This window comes from Thalassospira sp. NFXS8, assembly GCF_040148805.1.
Lineage (GTDB): Bacteria > Pseudomonadota > Alphaproteobacteria > Rhodospirillales > Thalassospiraceae > Thalassospira.
Genome location: NZ_JAGEMF010000005.1, coordinates 32,132 through 56,975 on the forward strand (window position 1 = coordinate 32,132; position 24,844 = coordinate 56,975).

General features: G+C 51.8%; 21 protein-coding genes. 9 read left to right on the plus strand and 12 right to left on the minus strand.

The window, feature by feature from the left end; all coding sequences use genetic code 11:
- Window positions 1-267: 267 nt before the first annotated feature.
- Both J4E05_RS20755 and J4E05_RS20760 read left to right on the plus strand, forming a co-directional pair.
- A complete protein-coding gene (locus tag J4E05_RS20755) occupies window positions 268-909 on the plus strand; it encodes a TetR/AcrR family transcriptional regulator (RefSeq protein ID WP_349599658.1) in 642 nt (213 codons plus the stop codon).
- A 37-nt stretch (window positions 910-946) separates the two neighbouring features.
- Window positions 947-3,100 carry a hypothetical protein gene (locus J4E05_RS20760; RefSeq protein ID WP_349599661.1) on the plus strand — a complete coding sequence of 718 codons (2,154 nt, stop codon included), beginning with the start codon at window positions 947-949 and terminating at the stop codon, window positions 3,098-3,100.
- A gap of 105 nt (window positions 3,101-3,205) precedes the next feature.
- Here J4E05_RS20760 and J4E05_RS20765 read toward each other — a convergent pair whose 3' ends face one another.
- The 3 genes from J4E05_RS20765 to J4E05_RS20775 are packed head-to-tail and all read right to left on the minus strand — an operon-like array spanning window position 3,206 to window position 7,191.
- Complete coding sequence (locus J4E05_RS20765) at window positions 3,206-4,483, minus strand: Zn-dependent hydrolase (protein WP_349599663.1); 1,278 nt, start codon at window positions 4,481-4,483, stop codon at window positions 3,206-3,208.
- A 58-nt stretch (window positions 4,484-4,541) separates the two neighbouring features.
- On the minus strand, window positions 4,542-5,819 hold the full coding sequence (preA, locus tag J4E05_RS20770; protein WP_349599666.1) for an NAD-dependent dihydropyrimidine dehydrogenase subunit PreA: 1,278 nt from the start codon (window positions 5,817-5,819) through the stop codon (window positions 4,542-4,544).
- 25 nt (window positions 5,820-5,844) lie between these two features.
- Window positions 5,845-7,191 carry an NAD(P)-dependent oxidoreductase gene (locus tag J4E05_RS20775; protein ID WP_349599669.1) on the minus strand — a complete coding sequence of 449 codons (1,347 nt, stop codon included), beginning with the start codon at window positions 7,189-7,191 and terminating at the stop codon, window positions 5,845-5,847.
- Window positions 7,192-7,937: 746 nt separating this feature from the next.
- Between J4E05_RS20775 and J4E05_RS20780 the strand changes: the two genes are divergently transcribed.
- Together J4E05_RS20780 and J4E05_RS20785 are read left to right on the plus strand one after the other, a co-directional pair.
- Window positions 7,938-8,372 (plus strand): universal stress protein, encoded by a 435-nt coding sequence (locus J4E05_RS20780; RefSeq protein WP_085591908.1) that lies wholly within the window; start codon window positions 7,938-7,940, stop codon window positions 8,370-8,372.
- A 60-nt stretch (window positions 8,373-8,432) separates the two neighbouring features.
- Window positions 8,433-9,953, plus strand: coding sequence for an alanine/glycine:cation symporter family protein (locus J4E05_RS20785; RefSeq protein ID WP_085591910.1), 1,521 nt, complete (start codon window positions 8,433-8,435; stop codon window positions 9,951-9,953).
- 77 nt (window positions 9,954-10,030) lie between these two features.
- Here the strand turns inward: J4E05_RS20785 and J4E05_RS20790 are convergent, their stop codons facing one another.
- From J4E05_RS20790 to J4E05_RS20815, 6 genes are all read right to left on the minus strand, one after another.
- Window positions 10,031-11,092: an osmoprotectant NAGGN system M42 family peptidase gene (locus tag J4E05_RS20790; protein WP_085591912.1), complete on the minus strand. Its 1,062-nt coding sequence runs from the start codon at window positions 11,090-11,092 to the stop codon at window positions 10,031-10,033.
- Between the two features lie 45 nt (window positions 11,093-11,137).
- Complete coding sequence (locus tag J4E05_RS20795; RefSeq protein WP_085591914.1) at window positions 11,138-12,004, minus strand: FadR/GntR family transcriptional regulator; 867 nt, start codon at window positions 12,002-12,004, stop codon at window positions 11,138-11,140.
- Window positions 12,005-12,079: 75 nt separating this feature from the next.
- A complete protein-coding gene (locus tag J4E05_RS20800) occupies window positions 12,080-13,057 on the minus strand; it encodes an ABC transporter ATP-binding protein (protein WP_349599673.1) in 978 nt (325 codons plus the stop codon).
- Window positions 13,050-15,017 (minus strand): dipeptide/oligopeptide/nickel ABC transporter permease/ATP-binding protein, encoded by a 1,968-nt coding sequence (locus tag J4E05_RS20805; protein WP_349599676.1) that lies wholly within the window; start codon window positions 15,015-15,017, stop codon window positions 13,050-13,052. The genes J4E05_RS20800 and J4E05_RS20805 overlap by 8 nt, the downstream gene beginning before the upstream one ends.
- The gene (locus tag J4E05_RS20810; RefSeq protein WP_085591920.1) at window positions 15,014-15,961 is read right to left on the minus strand and encodes an ABC transporter permease; all 948 of its coding nucleotides are present in this window, start codon (window positions 15,959-15,961) and stop codon (window positions 15,014-15,016) included. Before J4E05_RS20810 ends, J4E05_RS20805 begins: the two co-directional genes overlap by 4 nt.
- A 126-nt stretch (window positions 15,962-16,087) precedes the next feature.
- Window positions 16,088-17,656, minus strand: a complete 1,569-nt coding sequence (locus tag J4E05_RS20815; protein ID WP_349599679.1) for an ABC transporter substrate-binding protein — start codon at window positions 17,654-17,656, stop codon at window positions 16,088-16,090.
- Between the two features lie 232 nt (window positions 17,657-17,888).
- On the opposite strand from J4E05_RS20815, the gene J4E05_RS20820 reads away from it, so the two are divergent.
- From J4E05_RS20820 to J4E05_RS20830, 3 genes are all read left to right on the plus strand, one after another.
- The gene (locus tag J4E05_RS20820; RefSeq protein WP_349599682.1) at window positions 17,889-18,554 is read left to right on the plus strand and encodes a DUF1028 domain-containing protein; all 666 of its coding nucleotides are present in this window, start codon (window positions 17,889-17,891) and stop codon (window positions 18,552-18,554) included.
- A gap of 69 nt (window positions 18,555-18,623) precedes the next feature.
- Window positions 18,624-19,862, plus strand: a complete 1,239-nt coding sequence (locus J4E05_RS20825) for an allantoate amidohydrolase (RefSeq protein WP_349599685.1) — start codon at window positions 18,624-18,626, stop codon at window positions 19,860-19,862.
- Window positions 19,863-20,021: 159 nt separating this feature from the next.
- Window positions 20,022-21,668: a peptidase U32 family protein gene (locus tag J4E05_RS20830; RefSeq protein WP_349599688.1), complete on the plus strand. Its 1,647-nt coding sequence runs from the start codon at window positions 20,022-20,024 to the stop codon at window positions 21,666-21,668.
- A 167-nt stretch (window positions 21,669-21,835) separates the two neighbouring features.
- Here the strand turns inward: J4E05_RS20830 and J4E05_RS20835 are convergent, their stop codons facing one another.
- On the minus strand, window positions 21,836-22,618 hold the full coding sequence (locus tag J4E05_RS20835; RefSeq protein ID WP_349599691.1) for a helix-turn-helix transcriptional regulator: 783 nt from the start codon (window positions 22,616-22,618) through the stop codon (window positions 21,836-21,838).
- A gap of 167 nt (window positions 22,619-22,785) precedes the next feature.
- Between J4E05_RS20835 and J4E05_RS20840 the strand changes: the two genes are divergently transcribed.
- The gene (locus J4E05_RS20840; protein ID WP_349599694.1) at window positions 22,786-23,397 is read left to right on the plus strand and encodes a glutathione S-transferase family protein; all 612 of its coding nucleotides are present in this window, start codon (window positions 22,786-22,788) and stop codon (window positions 23,395-23,397) included.
- 12 nt (window positions 23,398-23,409) lie between these two features.
- On the plus strand, window positions 23,410-23,691 hold the full coding sequence (locus J4E05_RS20845; RefSeq protein WP_349599697.1) for a hypothetical protein: 282 nt from the start codon (window positions 23,410-23,412) through the stop codon (window positions 23,689-23,691).
- Window positions 23,692-23,724: 33 nt separating this feature from the next.
- On the opposite strand, the gene J4E05_RS20850 is transcribed toward J4E05_RS20845, so the two are convergent.
- On the minus strand, window positions 23,725-24,144 hold the full coding sequence (locus J4E05_RS20850) for a DUF3830 family protein (RefSeq protein WP_349599699.1): 420 nt from the start codon (window positions 24,142-24,144) through the stop codon (window positions 23,725-23,727).
- 118 nt (window positions 24,145-24,262) lie between these two features.
- A complete protein-coding gene (locus J4E05_RS20855) occupies window positions 24,263-24,811 on the minus strand; it encodes a hypothetical protein (protein ID WP_349599701.1) in 549 nt (182 codons plus the stop codon).
- Window positions 24,812-24,844 lie beyond the last annotated feature (33 nt).

Genomic DNA, 24,844 nt, shown 5'->3' on the forward strand with positions numbered 1-24,844 from the left:
ATGCAAAACTACAGCACAATGACTGTAGCTGTCAGTACCGATTTCGTGCAACTAACCCGTAAGAGCATGACATCGAAGCGATCCCTGTTTTTTTATTGTTTGCGACACATTTATGTCTATCTTCACTGCCCGGCGCGGTTGTTTCCGCACATGTGGGATGAAAACATGCCTCGCAAATTCAGACTTGCTTTTTAGCTGTTAAAACAGAGATTATTTGAACCTGACCAAACGGTCAAGATAAATACATATAAACACGGGACGGGGTTGATGACCGCATCAAACAGACCGGCAAACGGCGCACACAAAGCTGCCATCCGTCTGGAAAACGAAGTCCAGATTCTTGCCGCAGCCGAACGGGTTTTTGCCGATTTCGGCTTCAAGGGGGCCACCACCGCCCGCATTGCCGAGGTTGCCAATGTTCCCAAGGCCAATGTCCATTATTACTTCGCCACCAAAGAGGCGCTTTATCGCCGCGTAATCGAAAATGTCTGCTCGCAATGGCTTGAAGCGGCCATGACATTTGAAAACACCACCGACCCCGCCACCATCCTGCGCGGCTATATCGAAGCCAAAATGGACCTCTCGCGCAGCACCCCCTATGGCTCGCGCGTCTGGGCCCATGAAATTGTCCGTGGCGCCAAATTCTCGTCCGATTATATCTCCACCACGGTCAAGGACTGGCTCGATGGCCGGGTACGCATCATCCGCCGCTGGATCGCGGAAGGCAAAATGGACGATGTTGAACCCTACAGCCTGATGTACATGATCTTCGCCACCACCCAACACTATGCCGACTTTTCCAGCCAAATCGAAATTTTCAATGACAACCAGCCGTTGAGTGATGCAGAATTTGCGGAAGCAAAGGAGAATGTGGTTAGGATTATTTTGAAGGGGGTTGGATTATGCTAAATTTTCAACACGAAACATATATTTCAAGAAGAAAAAAATGAAACAATATCCGCACAATAAAATATCGTACTTTCTATTATCTAAATCGCACAAGACATCAACTTTTAACGAATACGAATCACGCACGATAGACAACAGAGAAATCATAAAAAGCATATGCGCCCTTCCAAAAAATTTCGCAGAAATACACTCCGATGTTGAGCACGTGATACTTCACCGTATTATTGGGTTTCATGACGGCTATGAAATATCTTTTTTAAATGACATAGAAGATTTACATAAAAAACATCAAAAAATTAAAATTTTAATAAACGACACTATAACAAATCAAATCGCAGAAAAAAACAGCACCAGCCATAAGAATGCAATATATATAGGAAATTCACTGACAACAGATCTAGATTCACTAACAATCAACAGATCCACCTTCACTATCAATGAAGTTTATGACTGCATTGAAAAATTAATCTCAAGGCTGTCAAAAAAAGATATTGCCTACTACACAGAGCTAAAAAAAATAACAACGATCAAACCAGGGAAAAGAAACACAGACACAAAAGAATCAAACATTGAAACCCACCCAAATCTCTTTACTGAACCAAACATTACCCTACTAAAAAGCATCAAAATAGAATCAAAAAAGTTAAATCACAAAAATATCGACGATAAAAAACAAATAGAAAGTCAAGTTAATGCGATTGACAATATAAAAAATTACCTATTACAACAAATGAAACCCAATGCTTTATTACCAGACATTCACTATGTGATATCAGATCTATCCTCAAATACGGGATTTTCATTTAACAAAAGTAGATACAACAAAAATTCTTTGGGATCCGACCACAATCACGACAGAAAAGAAATTGAACTCGCAATCAGAACCGCAAATCAAGGGAAAAATATCGAAGATAACTGCCTGAATCCGTACATCAACGAACTTAAAATTGAAAGAGAAACGTTAACATCTCTAATTTCAATTTATTGCTCATCAAAAGTAGCGCCCAACATAAACACGAAACTATCAAATAATGATATTTGCTTCAAATTGAAAAACTTAGGAGATATATACAGAGGAGAAAATAGAAAAAAAATCAACAAAACAATGGAAAGCATACAAGGAATTTTAAACCATCACATGGCCGTCGCACTACCTCATATAAAGCAACGCACAGAAAAAAATTTAAAGATAATTTCAAATTTACCAATTGAATGGGCTGAACATGACAACCTCCCTTTAATGATAAGACACAACGTTAGTCGCATTCCAGTTACCCCGGGAAACATAACAACTCTATTACAACTCTCACAAGACCAGATATACTTAACAATAAGATCTTTCAAAAAAATACTGTTCATAAGTTCCTTTCCCGACGATGACCCGATAAAAGATCATGCCAAAGAAAAAGTCAACAAGGTTATTGATTTACTAAAAAATGCTTCCCCAGAAACTGATATTGAAATAATATGGAAGACCCCAGCAAATAAAGATGAACTAATTAAATGTATAAAGGAGAACAAAGTCGCCATTACCATTTTTGACCTCCATGGCGCACACGACGAAAATGGAGGAAGAATTCTTCTAAAGGATGAATCAATACCGGCCTTTGATCTAGGTAATTACGCTGCGGTTTCACCAATCGTCATTCTGAGCTCTTGCGACACCAATCCCATTGACAGAGATCACCAAACAACGACAAATGCTTTTTTCTTAGCAGGTGCCCGCACCGTATTATCAAGTGCATTGCCTTTACTTAGTCACGAAGCTTCATCATTCATCGCTAGGTTATTAATTCGAATTCAACTTTATCTACCGAAAAGAGTCGAAGAATACAAGATGCCCATAAGATGGTCCAACGTTGTAACTGGAATGATCAGAAGAACGTATTATTCGGAACTAACTGACCTATTAGAGAAAAAAAATAAAATTTCGAATCAAGAAAAACACGCTCTAAACTTTTCCATATACAATTACCTTGACCCTTTATCCGAGAACTGGCCCGATCTAATACTAAAAGAAATATCAATGAAAACAAAAATTTCAAAAAATGATTTATCGATTTTTATAAAAAAAGAGTTCCGACTACCAGACTGTCTAAAGTACATGCAAATGGGCAACCCTGATCAGATCATCATAATACCAGAATATTATGATATTATCGACAACTCACATTCTGATTTACAAATCTGATTTTGCACTTCGTCATAAAAAACGAGCCGCCCCAAAAGGCGGCCCGAACAAGAGCAGTAGTTCATAATATCGATCTGCCTCAATAGTCCGTGAATCTTTTATACATTACACCGTTGTTTCCGCCGGTTTTTCATCCGCCTTGGCCAGAAGGGCATCGAGCAGCACCTGACCGCCCGCATCTGACCAGTGTTTATGGACTTCCTCGATCTCGTTATGGGAAATACCGTCAACACAGGGGATAAAGATCATCGCTGTCGGGGTGACATGGGCGAGATAGCAGGCATCATGCCCGGCACCCGAGACGATTTCGCGTGCCTTGTAACCACCGCGTTCCGCCCCCTTGCGCACCGCATCCACACAGGACGGATCAAACGGTACTGGTGCGTAATAGAAGATCTGCTCGAATTCGCAATCAAGGCCGATGCCGGATTTAATGTCTTCCACCCCTTTGCGAAGGGCAGCATCCATATCGGCCAAAACCGCGTCATCCGGATGGCGGAAATCGACCGTTAAGAACACCCGACCGGGGATAACATTGCGCGAATTGGGGTGAATTTGCATCATGCCGACCGTGGCACAGGCCAGCGGCCCGCGATCGAGGCCAATTTTATTGACCAGTTCAATGATGCGTGCCGCCCCCAAAAGCGCATCCTTGCGCGAGGTCATCGGCGTTGGTCCGGCATGGGCCTCCACCCCGGTCAGGGTGATTTCATACCAGCGCTGGCCCTGGGCATCGGTGACAATGCCGATATCCATGCCTTCATCTTCCAGGATCGGCCCCTGTTCGATATGGGCTTCAAAATAGGCCCCCATCGGATGGGCATCAATCGTGGCCTCGTCTTCGCCCATATAGCCGATGCGTTTAAGTTCCTCGCCCATGGTTTTACCATCAACATCAGCACGGGAATGGCCGTATTCCAGGTCAAACACCTTGGCAAACACACCCGATGCCACCATTGCCGGAGCAAAGCGCGATCCTTCCTCGTTGGTCCAGCACACAACTTCCACCGGGGCTTCGGTTTCATATTTGGCATCGTTCAGGGTACGGATCACTTCCAAGCCGCTTAACACCCCGTAAACACCATCATATTTGCCGCCGGTCGGCTGGCTATCAAGGTGGCTCCCGGCGACAATCGGCGGCAGGTCGGGGTTTTTGCCCTCGCGACGGGCAAAGATATTGCCCATCTTGTCAATCCGGATCGAGCAGCCTTCATCCTTGCACCATTTGATGAACAAATCGCGGCTTTCGCGGTCCAGATCGGTCAGGGCCAGGCGGCACACACCATCCTTGGCGGTTTTACCGATTTTTGCCATTTCCATCAGGCTGTCCCAAAGGCGGTCCGCATTGATGTTCAGGTTACGAGCGGTTGACGCAGCAGTCATAAATCAAAGTCCTTTCATATGTGGGGCATATAAATGCAAAACTTGCGGGGTGCTGCGCCTATTCGGCGGCGTCACGCATCGGGTTCAGCGGATGTTGCGGCCAGGTCATATAGGGTTTGTCGGTTTTGACCGGCTCCATCGTGATACAATCAGGCACCGGACAAATGTGGTAACACAGGTTACAGCCCACGCATTCCTCGTCGATCACCACAAATTCCTTGCCGCCTTCGGGCTTGGCATTCATCGCAATCGCCTGATGCGAGGTATCTTCGCAGGCAATATGGCAGCGGCCACATTCGATACATTTATCCGGGTCAATCACGGCTTTAGTATCGAAATTCATGTTCAGTTCGTTCCAGTTCGCCACCTGTGGCACCGCCTTGCCGGTAAACTGGTCAACACTGGTGTAACCCTGGTCATCCATCCATTGCGACATGCCATCAATCAGATCATCGACCACACGGAAACCATAAATCATCGCCGCCGTGCAAACCTGCACCGCATTGGACCCCAGCGCCATAAATTCGGCGGCGTCTTTCCAGGTGGTAATACCGCCAATGCCCGAAATTTCCAGCGCCCGGGTTTCCGGTGCGCGGGCAATTTCAGCCACCATATTGAGCGCAATCGGCTTCACCGCCGATCCGCAATATCCGCCATGCGTCCCTTTGCCATCCACCACCGGTTCGGGCACCATCTGATCAAGATCGACCGAGATGATCGAATTAACCGTGTTAATCAGCGACACGGCATCCGCCCCGCCCTTTAACGCGGCCTCGGCCGACCACAGAATGTTGGTGATATTCGGCGTCAGCTTGGTGAAAACGGGAATATCCACCGCTTCCTTGACCCAGCGTGTGACCTGTTCAACCATTTCGGGGACCTGACCAATGGCAGAGCCCATGCCGCGTTCGCACATGCCATGCGGGCAGCCCAAATTCAGTTCCAGGCCATGCACGCCACTTTCGGCGATTTGCTGGGCCAGGTCCTTCCAGGCGCGTTCCTCAATCGGTGCCATCATCGACCCGATAATCACATGATCGGGCCATTCAGCCCGGCATTCGCGAATTTCCTGAAGGTTAAGCGCCAACGGGCGGTCGGAAATCAGTTCGATATTGTTAATGCCCAACAGGCGGCGGTTCTGGTCATGATGCGCGCCATAGCGCGACGATACATTAACGACAGGCGGATCAATGCCCAGCGTTTTCCAAACAACGCCGCCCCAACCGGCCTGAAAGGCGCGCACGACATTGTATTTTTTGTCAGTCGGCGGCGCAGATGCCAGCCAGAACGGGTTAAGGCTATCAATACCGGCAATCTTGCAGCTTAAATCAGCCATGTTCTCTCTCCTCGGCGGGCAATGCTCAGGCGGTTTTCAAAAAGGCATCCATGGCGATGGCGGCACATTTGCCATCTTCAACCGATTGCACGGTCAAATCCTCGCCGCTTTTGATGCAGTCACCGCCGGCAAAAATGCCCGGTGCCGTTGTCTGGTAAGTGTGATCGACCACAATCTTGCCACCGGAAATTTCCATCCCGGCCAGATCATCGGTTTTAATCTTCTGACCAATCGCCTTAAGGACCTGATCGGTTTTGATCTCGAACGTTTCGCCAGTTCCCACCAGCTTGCCACTGTCATCCAGCGCAGTTTTTTCAAACACCATGCCCATCAAACGGCCATTGGCCTTGATCTCGACCGGTTTGGCCCAATAGCGCACGATGACACCATTGATTTTGGCCAGTTCCTGTTCAAATTCGGTAGCGGACATATGTTCCGGCCCGCGACGATAGACCAATGTGACCTCATCCGCGCCCAGGCGCTTGGCCTGAACAGCGGCATCAATCGCGGTATTGCCCCCGCCGATCACAACAACCGAATTGCCCACCGGCATGGTGGATTTGTCGCTGGCCTGGCGCAATTCCTCGATAAAATCAATCGCATCATCAACGCCGCTGGCGGCTTCACCGGCAAGGCCCAGATTATTGGTCGCCCCCAGACCCACACCAACAAAAACGGCATCAAAGGCGGCTTTGACATCGGCAAGCGCTATGTCACGGCCCAGCGCCTTGCCATATTCGATGGTGATGCCGCCAATACCCAGCAGGAATTCAACCTCGCGCTGGGCGAAATCGTTGGTCATTTTATAGGCGGCAAGGCCATATTCATTAAGGCCGCCCGGCTTTGGCTTGGCTTCAAACACCGTCACATCATGGCCCAGCATGGCAGCACGATGCGCGCAGCTTAACCCTGCGGGCCCCGCACCAATAACGGCAATTTTTTTGCCGGTTGCCGCAGCGCGCTTAAACGGGTGCGGCAGGTTTCGTGCCATTAAATGGTCCACGGCGTAACGCTGCAAACTGCCAATTTCAACGGCTTCGTCCTCGGCAACATTGCGCACACAGGCCTGCTCACACAGCACTTCTGTCGGGCAGGCCCGGGCACAGGTGCCGCCCATAATATTGGCCGACAAAATGGTTTTTGCCGCCCCGTCCGGGTTGCCAGTGCTGATTTTGCGGATGAAACTTGGAATATCAATCGATGTCGGGCACGCCGTAACACAAGGCGCATCGTAACAATAAAGGCAGCGATTGCTTTCTGCCATCGCCTGCAAAGTGGAAAAAGGCGGGTGCAGATCGGTAAAATTATCGTCGATGGCAACCGCCGACATCTGGCCGGTTTGCAAAGCGGGCTTTGCCTGCTGGGTCGTCATTTCATGTCTCCCTGCCGTAAAGGCGTCCTCTCCTGTGTCAGCGAGAGACATGTGCGGATTGAAATACATATCGCAGATACATCGCGGGTGTTGTTGGCACAGCAAAGCCTGCCAACCCTGACATATCCGGCAAATGTATTCCTGGCGTTTTTCAACAAACCCGTCGCATTTTGCGATCAGGCCGTCGATCCCGTTTTATTCTGCCGCGTTTTTGTCATTAAACTTTGCATACGCGGTCAGAAGCCTCTCTCTGACCTTTACAGCATGATCAATCCTGATCATTTGGTCAAGATTAAAAATCAACCGGTAAAAACGGCGATAAAAACGTGCCCAAAAGCCCGGATATCACCGGCCCAGGGGAATTATATCGGTATTTGAACCAGATTAAAATTAAATCTAAGATAGTTTTTCTGGAACATTTAACAACCTGAAGCGTTGCACCCTTCAATCTGCGGGTTGCGACATAATGGGGAAATTCAATCCGGCACCCCCGTTCCGACCCCGTCAGGGACGAACAGCACGCGGCGAAATGCCTGCTGGTCAGGGAAATCAGGGATGCAATTTACCGTCAATATTCCGGGTTTAAGTACCTGCCTGCCCGCTCTCCCTTCCGATTATCCCTTCGTCAGTGGTGCGCCTGTATTTTGCGGCCTGTCCATGTGTATCACCCGGCATTACCGGGCAGAGACGGAGTATCGCCCACAACATGAAAACCCACACCCTTCCCCGTTCATGGAGCAAGAAAAATGTCCGAACACCCCATACTGGTCGGGTTTGACGGCACCGACGCGGCCCATCGGGCCGTAAAATTTGCCGGCGCCCGCGCCGAGGCCGAAGGCTGCCCCATTCACATTGCCTATATTCTGGAATGGTCCCCCTACAGTTTCCTGTCCGCCCAGGAACTTGAAGAACGCCATCAACGCCGCAGCGAAGAACTGGGACGCGCGGAAACCACCCTTAACCCCGCCCTTGAAATCCTTAAAACAAAAAACATCGCCGTGACCTATGAAGTCCGATACGGGCATTCGGGTGAACTGATGTGCAAAATCGCCAAGGAACAGCAGGCCACCCAGATCATCATTGGCCGCAAAGGCGGGTCTGCACTCGGCGCAAGGTTACTTGGCAGTCTGGCCCTAACCCTGGTTCAGGCAGCCCCCTTGCCGGTTACCGTTGTCCCATAAGCCGGCCCCGTCGCCGTTAAGAACACGAGCAAACAAAAAAGACAAAATCAGGAGCACCTCATGTTTTCGCCCAAATGGATTCCTGCCACCACGGCCGGTGTCGCCATTTTATCTTATTCGCAACTGGCCCATGCGCAGGAAAGCGGCATGGACCAGGCCATTAACGAAGCAATCGCCCCGATTTCGAATGTAATCGCCGGGGCGATTTTTTATTCTGTCTCCATTGGCGACACAGAATTCCCCCTTATTGTTGGCTGGCTGGTTATTGCCGCCACAGTTTTCACCCTTTATTTTGGTTTTGTGCAATTTCGCATGTTTGGTCATGCCATTTCGCTGGTCAAAGGTGATTACTCCGACCCCAACGATGCTGGCGAGGTGTCGCACTTTCAGGCATTGGCCACTGCCCTTTCGGGTACTGTCGGTCTTGGCAATATTGCCGGAGTGGCTGTTGCCATTTCCATTGGCGGGCCGGGTGCCACATTCTGGATGATTTTGGCCGGCCTTCTTGGCATGGCATCAAAATTCACCGAATGCACCCTGGGCGTTAAATTTCGTAACGAATATCCCGATGGCCGTGTGTCGGGCGGACCAATGTATTATTTATCCAAAGGCCTGACGGAACAGGGAAAACCCGGTCTGGGCCGCACCCTTGCCATTGTATTTTCCATTTGCTGTATCGGCGGCGCTGTGGGCGGCGGCAATATGTTTCAGTCCAACCAGGCTTTTCAGCAAATTGTAAATGTAACTGGCGGTGAACAAAGTTTCATAGCCGATAGCGGCTGGCTGTTCGGGCTGGTGATGGCCATCATTGTCGGCATGGTCATCATTGGCGGCATTCGGTCCATTGCCAAGGTTACCGAAAAAATCGTGCCCTTCATGGCGGTAATTTATCTGCTGGCAGGGTTGGTCATCATCGGAATGAATATCGAACATGTCGGCGATGCCTTTTATCGTATTTTTGATGGCGCCTTCACAGGCGCGGGTGTTGCCGGTGGTATTGTCGGTGCGCTGATCCAGGGGTTCAAACGTGCCGCCTTTTCCAACGAAGCCGGGATTGGTTCAGCCGCAATCGCCCACTCTGCCGTGCGCACCAAAGAACCCATTACCGAAGGTTATGTTGCCCTGCTTGAACCCTTTATTGATACCGTGGTGATTTGCACCATGACGGCGTTGGTCATTACCATATCCGGCCAATTGCAAACCGACCTGACCGGGGTTGAACTCACATCTGCGGCCTATGCAACCGCCTTTACATGGTTCCCGATCGTGCTGGCCCTTGCTGTCGTCCTTTTTGCCTTTTCCACCATGTTGTCCTGGTCCTATTACGGGTTAAAGGCCTGGACCTATCTGTTTGGCGAAGGCAAAGGCAAGGAAATAACCTTTAAGGCGTTTTTCTGCCTGTTCGTCATTCTTGGGGCCAGCATGAATTTGGACCCGGTAATTGATTTTTCCGACGCCATGATCTTTGCCATGGCCCTGCCCAATGTCATTGGCCTTTATTTTCTAATGCCAATCGTCAAACGCGAGGCTGTTCAATACTGGCAAAAAATTGACCGGGGCGAGATCAAAAAGATCAAATAACATCGTATGTGACGATACATTCAAACACATTGCGGCAGTCATCCTGGCTGCCGCAATGTTCTTAACCAACCCGTTTATCAGGAAACGACAGGCGGGCTTTGCACATAGGCCAGCAACAACCGCGCCACGGCAACAAAACTGTCCATATGGGCGCGTTCATGCCCGTGCGAGGCATCCAGCCCGAAACAAATCAACGACGCCCGGGTGTCGTATCCGGCCTCGAGGGCGGAGGCGACATCGCTGCGATAAAACTTGAAGACATCGCGCGAATGGTCAATGTCGTTTGCCCGGCACAAATCCATAAGATGGTGGTTCAAACGCCGGTCAAACGGGCCGGACATGTCCATCATCGCAATGGTGACACCATATTCGCTGGTGTTCTGGCCCGGTGCAAAGGTGCCATTATCCACCGCAACCAGTTCACCGACGTCCTGATCAAGCACATGGGCCCCGCCCAGCCCCACTTCTTCGGCGATGGTGAAAATAACATGGCAATTCACCGGCAGTTCCAGCCGGTTTTCCATAACCGCCTTCATCATGGCCAACACCGATGCCACCCCGGCCTTGTCATCAAGGTGGCGTGACACCACAAATCCGCTGTCGGTAAATTCGGCATTGGTATCAACCGCGATCAAATCGCCGATATTGACCCCGGCTGCCACCACATCGGCCTTGTTTGCAACCCGCGCGTCAAGGCGTACTTCCAACTGTGCCCAATCAACAGGTTGGCTATCAACCTCGGCATTATAGGTATGGCCCGATGCCTTTTTGGGCAAAATCGTCCCGCGCCAGCTTTTGCCGTCATCACCATGCACGGTCACCCGGGCACCTTCGGCAAAACGCGACGACCAGTGACCAACGGCAACCACCGCCAAACGCCCGTTATCCTTAATTTCCCTGACCATCGCGCCTAGCGTATCAACATGAACAGCCACGGCACGATCAGGGACCTGGCGCTTACCGGGTAATTCTGCCACGATGGCACCACGCCGGGTTAAATCAAACGTCACGCCAAAGTTTTTCAATTCGTTGCAAACAAGCGCAACGATGTCGTCGGTCATCCCCGTCGGGCTATGAATTTGCAGCATCCGACCCAGAATGGCAGCCAGATAGTCACGGTCAATATGCGGGGCGGACATGAAAACTCCTGTCAGTCATCGGGCCGAATTACATCTACGGCCAAATCAGTGTTTGGTGATAATCGAGGAAAGCGCCTGCAATTCAGGACTTAACGGCTGATCGGGCGGCACGTCATTGCTGCCCACCCGAAGAAAGCGGCGTTCAACCACCGCTTCCTGTTCTTCCATCAGGCGTTGGGCGGCGCACATATGCTGATAGGTAACAGCACGAACGGTTTCGCCATCGCCATTTTGCAATGCCTCAATCAAACGCAACTGATAACTGCGGCCAACCTCGCGCAATTCGGTATTGGGCTGATCATAGATCTTTTTACAAACCGTCAGGTTCATCAAAAGATCAATCATAAACCGGCACACAAAGGCCAACAGCGGATTGGGGCAAATCTCAACCAGAACCAGATGAAATTCCAGTTCCTTGATCCGCTGGCGATGAGCTTCTTCGATGGTAGCTGGCTGGCGAGCGTACCATGTCATCTTTTCTTCCAGGCGCACAAAATCGGCTTCGTCCATCCGGCCAATGCAGGCGGCAACCATTTCAGGTTCCAGCAAAATGCGTAATTCATAAATATCGCGGATCGATAAATCCTTGAAAAAGAAGTAATTGCCCAGCAATTCCACAGCGCGTTGTTCGGGCACGCTGTCAATAAACGCCCCACCCCCCGGCCCGGTCCGGGTGGCAATCAGGCCCTGCGTTTCGAGCGATTTTAATGCCTCGCGCACGGTGCCCTTCGATGCGCCGAGCAGCGAAATCAGCTCTGCCTCCTGGGGCAGGCGTGATCCCGGTCGCAAGCGTTTCTGGGCAATATAATCCTTTATCGCCTCGCTAATCGCTTCGGGACGTTTGCGGTCCCGCTTGCGCGTTTTATCCAGCGCATCCTGCCGGGATTTGGGAAATGTCGGTCGGTCGGTCATTCACGCTCCATATGCCGCTAGTGCGACCTGTATGCTGCCCCATTCAGGCAAATCAATTTTGCGGGCCAGTCTGTCTTATGTCATCGCGCCAAGCGGGTGAAAACAGGCCGCGGCATGATTATCCATTCCAAAGTCGGCTTCGGGTACTTTTTTTCGGCAATCATTCTGCGCATATGGACACCGCGGCGCAAACGCACAGCCCGGCGGGGGTGCCATCGGATCTGGCAGTTCGGCATTGGCATCCTCGCCTTGCAATCCCCGTTTGCCTGGTACCGGCGCACTATCAAGTAGCAACCGGGTATAAGGATGGCGCGGTGCCACAAACAGGGCCTGTCCGGCGGCCTGTTCAACAACCCGGCCAAAATACATCACAGCCACACGGTCACTTACCGCCTCGACCACCGATAAATCATGACTGATGAAAATATAGGTTAAACCAAACCGTTTTTTCAGGTCATCTAACAAGTTTAAAACCTGCGCCTGCACCGACACATCAAGGGCCGATACCGGTTCATCAAGCACGATAATTTCCGGCTCTGCTGCCAGGGCCCGCGCAATGCCCACACGTTGGGCCTGCCCGCCTGAAAATTCATGCGGATAGCGATCCAGAAATTCAGGCCGCAAATTAACGCAATCCATCAATTCTTCCAAACGCTCGGTCAGGGCCTGACCCGAAAGATTGCGCAAATAGCGCAGCGGTGCCGATAATGTTTCGCGGATCAGCTTGCGCGGGTTAAGCGAACTGATCGGATCCTGAAACACATATTGAATACGCCGCGACAGCGCATGACGATCACGTGACAGCAAATCATTTAACGGTTCACCCGATACAGTCACATCGCCCGCACTGGGCCGGTCCAACCCAACCAGCATCCGCGCCAATGTTGATTTCCCACAACCGGATTCCCCGACAACGCCAAGGGTTTCGCCCTTACGCACTGCAATATCCACCCCGCGCACGGCATAAACAGATGGTTTTTTGCCCATAAAAAGAGTGCGTCCACCGCCAAAAACACGCACCAGATCACGGGTTTGAAGAACAATATCAGGCATCTTCGCCTCCCATCGGTTTCAAACAGCGAACGGCATGCCCCGCCCCTAAATCATCAAGGGCGACGGCCCCTGCCCGGCAGGTATCATCCGCGCGGTCGCAGCGCTCGGCAAAGGCACATCCTGCGGGTAAATTGTTCACCGCCGGGGGCAAACCGGGAATGGCCGCCACGTCACGTTTGGCTTCGCCCAACCGGGGCACACAATCGATCAGGCGTTTGGTATAGGGATGGGCGGGTTGTTGCAAAACCTGTTGAGTGGTGCCCATTTCCACAATCTGGCCCGCATACATCACGGCAACCCGGTCGCAAATTTCCGATACCACACCAAAATCATGGGTAATAAACAACACCGATGTACCGTGTTCCGTGCGCAGATTGTTCATCAATTTCAAAATCTGCGCCTGTACTGTCACATCAAGTGCGGTTGTGGGTTCGTCGGCAATAATCAGTTCGGGTTCATTGGCCAGCGCCATGGCAATGCCCACCCGTTGGCGCATCCCGCCCGAAAGTTGATGCGGATAGCTATCTGCACGTTGTTCGGGGTTGGGAATACGCACCATTCGCAACAGCGATACGGCCTTGGCCCAGGCATCTTTGTAACTGACCCGGTTATGGGCGCGGATCGCTTCAACCAATTGATCCCCCACCGAAAATAACGGGTGCAAGGTTGAAAGCGGGTCCTGAAACACATAGGCAGCACGGCCTCCGCGAATGGCGCGAATTTCGCTTTCGCGCATGTCAAACACATCGCGGCCCTCAAGCATAACCCGCCCGCCAACAATGGTGCCCGGTGGTGATGCCACAAGCCCCAGTAACGAAAGAGCCGTGACGGATTTACCCGACCCGGATTCCCCCACCAGCCCAACACATTCATTGCGGCCAACGCTAAAAGACACACCGCCAACGGCCTTGTAAACATCGTCGCCCTGCACAAATTCCGTGCGTAAATCCTCGACCGACAAAATAGGATCACGGCCTGAATTTATGTTTGGGTTTGCATCGGTAACGTTCCCGTTCGTCATGGTCTTGGAACGATCAATACGGGTAACAGGTGCCGGGCGGGCCAATGCACCCGATTTTAAACGCGGGTCAAGCACATCACGAATACCATCGCCCAGTAAATTGATACTCATAACCAATAAAAAGATCATACCGCCCGGAATGGCCGATAAATGCAGGGCGGTTGTAATCAACTTGCGCCCCTCGCCCAGCATCGACCCAAGGTCGGCCTGTGGGGGTTGCGCGCCCAAGCCCAAAAAGCTTAGCCCTGCTGTTTCCAAAATCATCCAGCCCACCGTGGTCGACATGGTGATCACAATCACCGGCATCACATTTGGTAAAATCTCGCTTAGCAAAATGCGAACATGCCCCTTGCCCGACAAACGGGCAGCATCAACAAATTCGCGATGGGCAATCCCAACCGTGACACCGCGAATATTGCGAGCAAAAAACGGAATATTGACGACGGCAATGGCATAAAGCGCATTCATCAATCCCGGTCCCAGGGCGGCGACAATTGCAAGAGCAAGCAGGATATAGGGAAATGCCATCACCATATCGATGCCGCGCATCAAAACATTATCAGTGCGTCCGCCGAAATAGCCCGAAATAATACCAATCGCCGAGCCAAACACCGCAGCAAACAACGATGCCGAAATGCCAACAGCCAGACTAACCCGTGTGCCCCATAACAGCCGCGATAACAAATCACGGCCCAAATGGTCGGTTCCCAGAAAATGCCCGTCTGTTAAGGGCCGCAAAAGCCGGTTGGCCGGGTCGGTTGCGTCCGGGTCTGTCAAAGGCAGCCACGGTGTGATCAGGGCGACAATAATAACACCGGCCAAAATCACTGCGCCCAGCAGGGCGAGGTGATTGCGCGCCAGCAATTTAAATGCCGACGGACGGGCCGACGATTTACGGGGTTTTGCCGCCATTTTTGCGGTTGCTGCCGGGTTGCTCATGCCTTGACCCTCGGATCGATAAGATGTTGCAACACATCAGCAAACAGATTGAACAGCACATAACTTGCCGCCACAATCACAACGCCCCCTTGCACCAGCAAAATATCGCGGGTGGCGATGGCAGTTACCAGCATCCGGCCAATACCGGGCCACTGAAACACGGTTTCAATATAAACCGCCCCGCCCAGCACAAAGCCCGCTTGCACCCCGATCACCGGGATGACATTCACCAGTGCCGCCTTAAAGGCATGGCGATAAATCACCCGTCTTTCATCAAGGCCCTTGGCGCGTGCGGTGCGGATATAATCCTGTCGTAAAACTTCCAGCATGTTTGACCGCGTCAGCCGGGCTATCACCCCGGTTGCCACCACCGCCAACGTGATCGACGGCATCACCAGGTGGCGCAACAAATCGGGCAAGTCGCCCCCGCCGTAAATCGCATACATGCCACTAACCGGCAACCAGCGCAGATTGACCGCAAACAGCAACATCATCATCAGCCCCAACCAGAATGACGGCACGGAAATGCCGATCAACACCACAAAGGTCAGGGTTTTATCGGCCCAGCCATATTGGCGCACAGCCGACACCACACCGGTTAGCAGGCCCAAAATCGTACACAACACCAACGATGTTCCCGCCAAAATCAGCGTCGCACCAAACCGTTCCAGAATTTCATCTAAAACCGGGCGGTTAAGGCTGTAGGACCGGCCAAAATCACCGTGCAACATATGGGTCAGCCAGATCCAGTATTGGCTGATCAGTGATTTATCCAGACCCAGATCAGCGCGCAATTTGGCAACATTTTCCGGGGTGGCATAAGATCCCAAAATCGCCAGGGCCGGGTCGCCGGGAATAAGCGACATGATTAAAAACACGATCACGGTCAGCCCGAAAAGTACCGGGACCATCAAAACCAGTCGGCGAAGGATATAGACGTGCATGATTACGGCTCGTCGGTGTGAATGCGGGAAAAGATACCGGGTGCAAAAGACATGATATTTCACACCCGGCCACATGTCGGTATGGTCACAAGGACCATGACGTTACAATGTCATCGGCAAACGGCCTTAATCCTTGCTAACGTCTTTTAACAGCAAGAAGAATGACGGTTGCAGTTTAAAGCCCTTTACCGCCGAACTGCTCACAGCATTCTGTTTCCAGTTGGCAATAAAGGCCCACGGGGCGTCATCATGAACAATCTGCTGCATCTCGCGATACAGCTTCGCGCGTTCATTCTGATCGGTCGAGGTGCGGGCCTTTTCCAGTAATTCATCCACCTTGGGGTTGGAATAATAGCCGGAATTAAAACCGCCCTTATCGGGCCAGGCATCAGTGCGCAGGGCCAGGTAAGGCAGGGTGTCGGGGTCGTTGGTCATCCAGGCCATTTCGGCCATGTCAGCCTTGCCTGCCAAACCCGGATTAACCTTGCCCAGAAAGGTATTCCATTCATAGGTTTCGATTTTAACTTTAAGACCGACCTTCGCCAGATCTGCCTGGATGGCAGCCCCCATCGGGATCGGATCAAGCATACCGGAACCGCCTTCGGTGACATAAAAAGTCACTTCCTTGCCTGTGGCCCCGGCGTCGCTGATCAGTTGTTTGGCCTTTTCCACATCATAGGGATAAGGATCCAGGCTTTTGTCATAGGCCCAGGCAAAGGCAGGGGGTGTTGGCCCGGCTGCAACCTCGGCTGTGCCTTGCAACACATTGTCCACCAATGCCTTTTTATTAATGGCATAGTTAACCGCCTGGCGAACACGCTTATCCTTGAACGGGCCTTCCTTCATATTCAAAATCAGGAACCAAAGGTGCGGCCCCGCCTGCTGATAAACCTGAAAATTGTCGTCACCGGCAAGGTTGGTCAAACTGTCGGGCGGCACCTCAACCATCAAATCAATGCCACCGGCCATCAATTCAGCCACACGGGTATTGGCATCGGTAATCGGTCGAAAAACAACAGCGTCAAGTTTTGGTGCACCATCCCAGTAATCGTCATTACGACTGACAACCACTTTGGCGTTGCTGTCCCATTCTTCAAATTTGAACGGCCCGGTCCCCACCGGGTGACGGCCAAAATCCTTGCCGTATTTCTGAACCGCTGCGGGCGATACAATCAGGCCGGTTGGATAAGCCAGATTGGACAAAAACGGCGCATAAGGTTCTTTTAAGGTAAACTTCACCGTCAGATCGTCAAGCACGTCGATTTTATCAACGGTGCTAAAGAAAAACGCCAGCGGAAACGGGCCTGTGTCATGTTCCGGGTGCTTTTCATCCAGCATCCGGTCAAAATTGTATTTTACCGCCTCGGCATTAAACGGCGTACCGTCGTGAAACGTCACCCCGTCGCGCAGCTTGAAGGTATAAACCTTGCCATCGTCCGAAATGGTCCAGCTGGTGGCAAGGTCGGGCTCGACCTCAAGCGTGCCATCCTTATAGCGCACCAGACCGTCATACATATTAACCAGAATGCGAAAGTCGTTAACCGCCGTATCCGCTGCGGGGTCAAGCGATTTTGGTTCGGCAATTTGTCCGACCAGCAGAACGCCCGGTGGTGTCTGTGCCTCAGCCTGCCCGGCTGAGAATGCTGAAACTGTCAGGGCTGCTGCGATCAGCGCCCCCTTAAACAGGCTTTTCATTCAAGCCTCCCTGTTATTAAGCCTCTCGATCTCGCCCGGATCAGAATCCGAACCTTGCGGCAACGACCGCTTGTTATTGTTCTGAACGTTTCCCGAACCAAAAGCCGTTGCCCGTCCTTTTGGCCATCACGGTTGCAAACTCTATTTATAATGATAAATTGGATTTCGGCAATTATTTATCATAATAAATTTAACCAACCCGCATTGCCGCCCCTCTGACCAGGCAGGAAACATGACCTACTCTCTTATCGCGAAAGACCCGCAAACCAACGCCCTTGGCCTGGTTACCGCCACCGGCAACCTTGCCGTAGGGGGCTTTGTTCCGCATCTGCGCGCCGGGGTGGGCGCCATTGCCACACAGGGGTTCTCTACCAACTACTGGTATGGTGGTAACGGGCTAAAACAGCTGGAAAACGGCGAAAATGCCGATTCGGTGGTTAAAAATCTGACCGACGCCGACAAGGGCCGGGATTATCGGCAAATGTTGTTGCTTGATGCAAAGGGCAACGGGGCCGCCTGGACGGGCCATGCCAACACCGCGCACCATGCCCATATCATTGCCCCCAATCTTGTCGCCGGGGGCAATATATTGGCGAATGATGAGGTTATTCCCACCATGAAATCGGGCTTTGAACAGGCACTGAAAAACGGCGTCCCGTTTTCGCGTGCCCTGCTGTGTGCATTAAAGGCGGCGTTTGAGGCGGGTGGGGACAAACGTGGCACTAGTTCAGCTGTGATCAAGGTTGTTGCGCCAAATGCCCTGCCACTGGATCTGCGCGTTGACGATCATCCCCAGCCGATTACCGAGCTGCACCGGCTTTACGACATGACACAACAAAGCGATTATCAATCTTTCTTTGTGCGCCTGCCCACACCGGATCATCCGCACCAACATTAATTCCTATCAACACTGTGCCACCAGAACATAACCCGCCATAATCGCCGCATCACATATCGGAGACTCCCCATGCTGGGACAACTTGTTTATGACCGCCTGGAACAAGCCGCGCAATTTTCGCAATCCGGCCCCGGCGTCACCCGCCTGTTTCTCAGCCCCGAACATAAACAGGTCACCACCTTGATCCACGACTGGATGACACAAGCCGGCTTGCACACTGAAATTGATGCCGCCGGCAACATTGTTGGCCGCGATGCCAAGGCACAACAAGGGGCGCCCACATTGATCACGGGGTCGCATCAGGATACGGTGGTTTCTGGCGGAAAATATGACGGAATGCTGGGTGTGGCCCTGCCAATTGCGGTGGTTGGTGACCTTTACAATCGCAACATCGACCTTCCCTTCGGCATCGAAATCGTTGCCTTCGGGGACGAGGAAGGTACCCGTTTTCAATCCACCCTTGTCGGCTCGCGCGCCTTGGCGGGCACGTTTGACCCCAAAGCCCTGGATGCAACCGATGATAATGGTATTTCGGTGCGCACCGCCTTGCACGACTTTGGCTGTAACCCCGATGCCATCGCGCCCCTGAAACGCGATCGCAAAAACACCCTTGGGTTTTTGGAAATCCATATCGAACAAGGTCCGGTGCTGGAAAGCCGCCACCTGCCTGTTGGCATCGTCACCGCGCTCACCGGTATTGAACGTCACCGCGTGCTGATCAAGGGCAAAGCCAGCCATGCCGGAACCACACCAATGGATAAACGCCAGGATGCCCTGCTTGCCGCAGCCGATATTATTCACAAGGTCAATCAGGTCTGCCGGGAAACCGAGGGCATGGTAGGTGTGGTCGGAAAAATCGAGGTTTTGCCAAACGCGGTCAATGTTATTCCCGATACTGTGGATCTGACGATTGAACTGCGCGCGCCCGAACGTGCGGTACGTGTGAATGGCCGGGGTGCCATTTTGTCTGCACTTGGGCACATTTCCCAAAACCGCACTGTCGCCATTACGGCCGATCAAACCTACGAGGCCGAGGGTGTACCCTGTGCTGGCTGGATGATGAACGGGCTGGAAGCCGCAATTACCAAACAGGGCCTGACCCCGTTACGCCTGTTTAGTGGTGCCGGCCATGACGGCCTTGCCATGCATGATTTATGCGACATCGGCATGTTGTTTGTGCGCTGTAAAGACGGGTTAAGCCACCATCCCGACGAAGCAATTACGGCAGCCGACGCCGATATTGCCGCCTATGTTCTGGCCAATTATTTGCAAAACCTGGCCCGGTTTTGCCCAAAACTGGCAAAATAACAGCGACTGTTGGCCTCTCACAACGCAGCCTTGCAAAGCCATGCCTTTGCAGAATGCCTGAAATATGCGATTTTGGGCGCAATCTGGCGTGCATTTGTGATATGACGCGCAGGTAAGAGAGAGACTTTCCCCGCATTCCATGAAAAAAGACCCGACGATATGAGTGATCAATCGCGCCGTTCCGAATTGTTGATGCCTGCTGGCTCTTTGGAAAAGCTAAAAATAGCCGTGCTGTATGGGGCCGACGCCGTGTACATGGGCACGCCCGATCTGTCGTTGCGGGTCAAAAGCCAAATGTCGCTCGATGATGTGGTGGAAGGCATTGGCTTTGCCCACGAACATGGGGTGCGCGTTTATCTGACATTGAACCTGTTTTCGCACAATAAAGACATCGCCAAGCTGCCGGAATATGTTGATACCGTGCGCAAGGTGATGCCAGATGGCCTGATTGTTGCTGATCCCGGTGTTTTCATGTTTGTGCGCGAACATGCCCCGGAACTTGATTTGCATGTGTCAACCCAGGCCAATGTTTGCTCCTGGCAAAGCGTAAAATTCTGGCAGCAGATTGGCGCGAAGCTGGTGGTACTGGGCCGCGAGGTTTCCTACGAGGAACTGACCGAAATTCGCGAAAAATGCCAGGACATCAAACTGGAAGCCTTCGTGCATGGTTCGATGTGCATGACCTATTCCGGGCGCTGCCTGCTGTCAAACTTCATGGCCGAACGCGGGGCGAACCAGGGCGCATGTGCCAATTCATGCCGCTGGAAATACAAGGTCCATATGAAACTGAAAGACGGCACAGTTAAGGAACTGAAGCTGTCTGAAGAAAACATGGAAATGTTTGATTTCTTCCTTGAAGAAGAAATGCGCCCCGGCGAATTGATGGAAATTCAGGAAGACGAACGCGGGTCTTATATTCTGAACTCGCGCGACCTGTGCATCATGCCGAAACTTGAAGACTACCTGAAAATCGGTGTGGACAGCCTGAAGGTCGAAGGTCGCGGTAAAAGCCCTTATTATGCCGGGCTGGTCGCACGCGCCTATCGCATGGCAATTGATGACTGGTACGAAGACCCCGAAAACTGGTCGCCCGAACCCTATATGAAGGAACTGGCAACCATCCCCAACCGGGGCTATACGCTGGCCTTCCATGAAGGCCGCCTGACCAATTACGCGCACGGTTATGACAATGCATCAAACGTATCGGACTGGGAATTTGCCGGGCTGATTGAACGGGTTGAAGACGATGCCTTTGTCATTTCGGTCAAAAATCGCCTGCTGGCCGGGGATGTTCTGGAAATTGTGCCGCCCAAGGGCCGCAAAACCATTTTCATCCGCATGTATGAATTCATCGATGCCAATACCGGCAAGGTCGGCGAAGCCGTTCATGCCGGGGCCAAACCCATGGTCCGCATTCCGTTTTCCCTGCTTGAACAGGAAGACCCGGATTATCTGCGCACCGCCTTCCCGCCACTGACCATCATCCGCAAGGAAAAAGCCTTAACGCCCGATGAATGGCAACGCATGAAGCTGGATCAGGAAGGCCATAAAATTGAAATGGGCAAGGGCAACCCGGAACGCTACGACGTTAAACGCGAAGCCCTGCAAACCGCCCTTGATGACCGCCAGAAAGACCGAAGCTTCCGCACCCCGCGCGTTGGCACCCAGGGCTGTTGTGGCCGGGGCTGTAATGGCTGCCTGATTTTCTGGCACGACCCGCAATACGCCAAAGCCCGCGAAATCCTTGGCAAACGCAAACAGGGCGAAATGCTGGAACATGACGGCAAGACGGTGGCGGCAGAGTAAACCGCCTAACTCGTCTCAAACAAAAAACGGCAGCATCGGTTTCCTTTGCTGCCGTTTTTGTACTGTGGACCACACGAAACGCACCGATAATTGCCCGTGCCCGGTATTCTGAAAGCAATATTTCACACCCACGTTAAGCACGGATGTCCACGCCTGATGCTACGATGCTAGGCGGTGTAGATCGCCAATCGAAGATTCGGATGGTCTTCATGGGCAAAGATGCTCAGATGGTAGGTTGTCCATCCTGTCTTGGGGTCATTCAGCTCTATTTTAGTATCGCCAATACGCAGGGATTGGGGGTCGTCCCACCAGTCTCTGGCTTTGGGAAAGGCCTCCATCACCTCGTCTAGCAAAGAACCTAGAACAGGACTGCGCCCCGTTGTGAAAAAGTCATGCCGGGCCTTTAGAAAAACCAGTCTGGCGGCAAATGCCCAATCCTTGATTTTATGGCGATACGCGTCCGAGAAAAACACGATCCGCAACATATTTGGCTTATCGGCTCTCAAATCCTCAAACAGGTTTAACGCTGCATCGTTATAAGCCAGCACGTCCCAGCATTTATCCAGCACATATGCTGCATCTGGTAACCGTTTGACGATTGCAATCAAGCTTGGCGGCAAATCAGCCGCACGCGGAACAGCTTGCCCGGACTTATGTTGAGACAGTGCAAACAAATGTTCCTGCTCCGCACGATTAAGCCGCAACCCCTGTGACAGGCGCAGCAAAAAATCATCCGAAACCTGAATATCGCGCCCCTGTTCAAACCAGGTATACCAGGTCAACCCGACACCAGCCAATGTCGCGACTTCTTCCCGGCGCAGTCCTTTTGTCCTGCGCCGACGTGTTGCTGGCAAACCAAGCTGTTCGGGCAAAATGCGTTCACGGCAGGAACGTAAAAATTTCGCCAGTTCTTCTTTGTCATCCGAACGAATCAACCGGTTTGACGGCATACATCCCTCCCGCTCACCATCACTTTAGTAATAGTATAAAGGCTATATAGTAACATAATAAATTCAAATCTAGATTTACACCAACGGGCACATACTGCCCCCAGAGGAAGATGCGTAAACACCCCGTCTTCCTGTTTGTCCGATGCCTCCTAGAAAGATGATTTTGAATGTTACTCTATCAGTTTAAAGCCGGAACAAACCCAAGGCGGGTTTCGATTTATTTGGCGGAAAAGGAACTGGATATTCCTCGCTACGAACTTGATTACGCCAACAGAGAACACAAATCGCCAGAATATCTGGCAATTAATCCCGCCGGTCGCGCACCCGCACTGGTAACCGATCATGGCGAGGTTATAACGGACTCTGCCGCAATTGTTGAATATCTCGAGGAGCTTTACCCCGCCAATTCAATGATCGGTGACGATCCCGAAACGCGGGCCAAGGTTCGTGCCCTTGAACGGCTGGGTACCGATCTTGTGGTTCGCACGCAGGTCTGGCTATGGAATGTAACGACTAGTTTCCCGCATATGCAGCCCAAACCTTCGCCAGAAACCGCCGACATCATGTTCAGGCATGTTACAGAAATTCTTGATGCACTGGAAAAATCAATTGGGGATAACAAATTTCTGACTGGTAACCAGCCAACCATCGCGGATTTCACCGTATTTGCAATTTTCCAGACAGCGCGCGAACGCTTCAATCTGCCGTTTGGCACTGAACACCCACGACTTGATGCATGGTTTACAAATTTCCGCAAACGGCCCAGCGCCGATTATTAAGCCGGAAAACATATGATGCAAACAAATGAATATCCTGGTCCCACCAGGCCACAACACCCTTGCCAAAGCAACCCGCCAGCAGTGCGCCCTCTAAAACGCCGCTTGGTAATCATCATGATCGCATGTGTCTATCCGCTGGTGACAATGCTGATTTATGTGATCGCGCCATTCACCCAGGGCTGGCAGATTTGGCATCAAACCTTGCTATTAACACCCGCCACGGTCGTTAGCATCGTGTTTGTCATAAACCCGCTGGTCATTAAATATTTCGGGCGGTACATCAATGCTGCTTAAACGGCCCGCATCCCGCCCAAACACGATCACGGACTAATCGGAAGCCAGCTCAAACCGGATATCCTGCGCCCCTTCCCACAAGGTCATTTTGCCAAGTTTAACCACGTCATCAAGATTGCTGGTGATGGTGATGAAATGGTTGCCGGCAAGCTGGCCGACCTTGGATGCAAAATGAACACCGCCATAAGCCAGCAGGATTTCGGTTTCGCTGATCCCGCCGGGATATAGAATAATCTGCCCCGGTGCCGGATAGCTGGTATGATTTTCATAATCAACACCAAACTGATAATCCCCCAGCGGCATCCATACTCCCTCGCCGCTCCAGCGCACATGAACCGCTTTGCTTTCAAACGGCAGGCGTTCCACAAAAGCAGCACAGGTTTTGGGTGCGGCTTCGGTTTCCAGTTTGCCATCAAATACAAACGGGCCTGCCGTGATTTTCAGTTTGGTCATTCCAGGTTTCTTTCATCCTTGCGGTGTTTACAGCTTTAAAATAGCGGTCACATAGACCACCCGGCAATATGAAAGAAAACACAGGTGCGGCCCGGTTCGAGCAACCGTAAATTCCGGTTTATGGTTTGGCAACGGTCCGATCGGTGCAGTCACCTGCCGCTTGCGCATAACTTAGCCACCCCAGTTGCCAACCGGTTTTGTCCAACACTGGAAAATGTTCATAACATATTGCAGCGTCGGGCGATTTGGGGGGCGGATACGGGGTAGATGTGTAAACAGGGCCGGGCAAATCGGCCGGGGCCACCTGATCGAGCAATACCGGTTTGCTTTTGCCCGAGGAATCGCTGATGCAACGGATATAACTGCCACTGTCACCAAGCATATCAATGACAATTTGCCCATCCGCATTTTGCCCGGCATCAACCACACGCGCCGGTGGTGTCGGGTCTGCATTAAGGCATCCCGCCACCTGATTATAAATGATCGGCAAATTGTCCGACCAGTCATCAGCCACCGCCGGTCGGTCGGGCATAATAAGGGCTGGCGGCTGACGATCCGGGTTGGCAGCAACGTCATCGGCCATAAATGTCTGGCATCCAGTCAAAACAAACGGCGACAGGCCCGCCATCACGATACAGGATTTAAACAATCGGACAGTCGTGATCATGGGCGAGTATCCCTACTATAACGTCCCAAATGG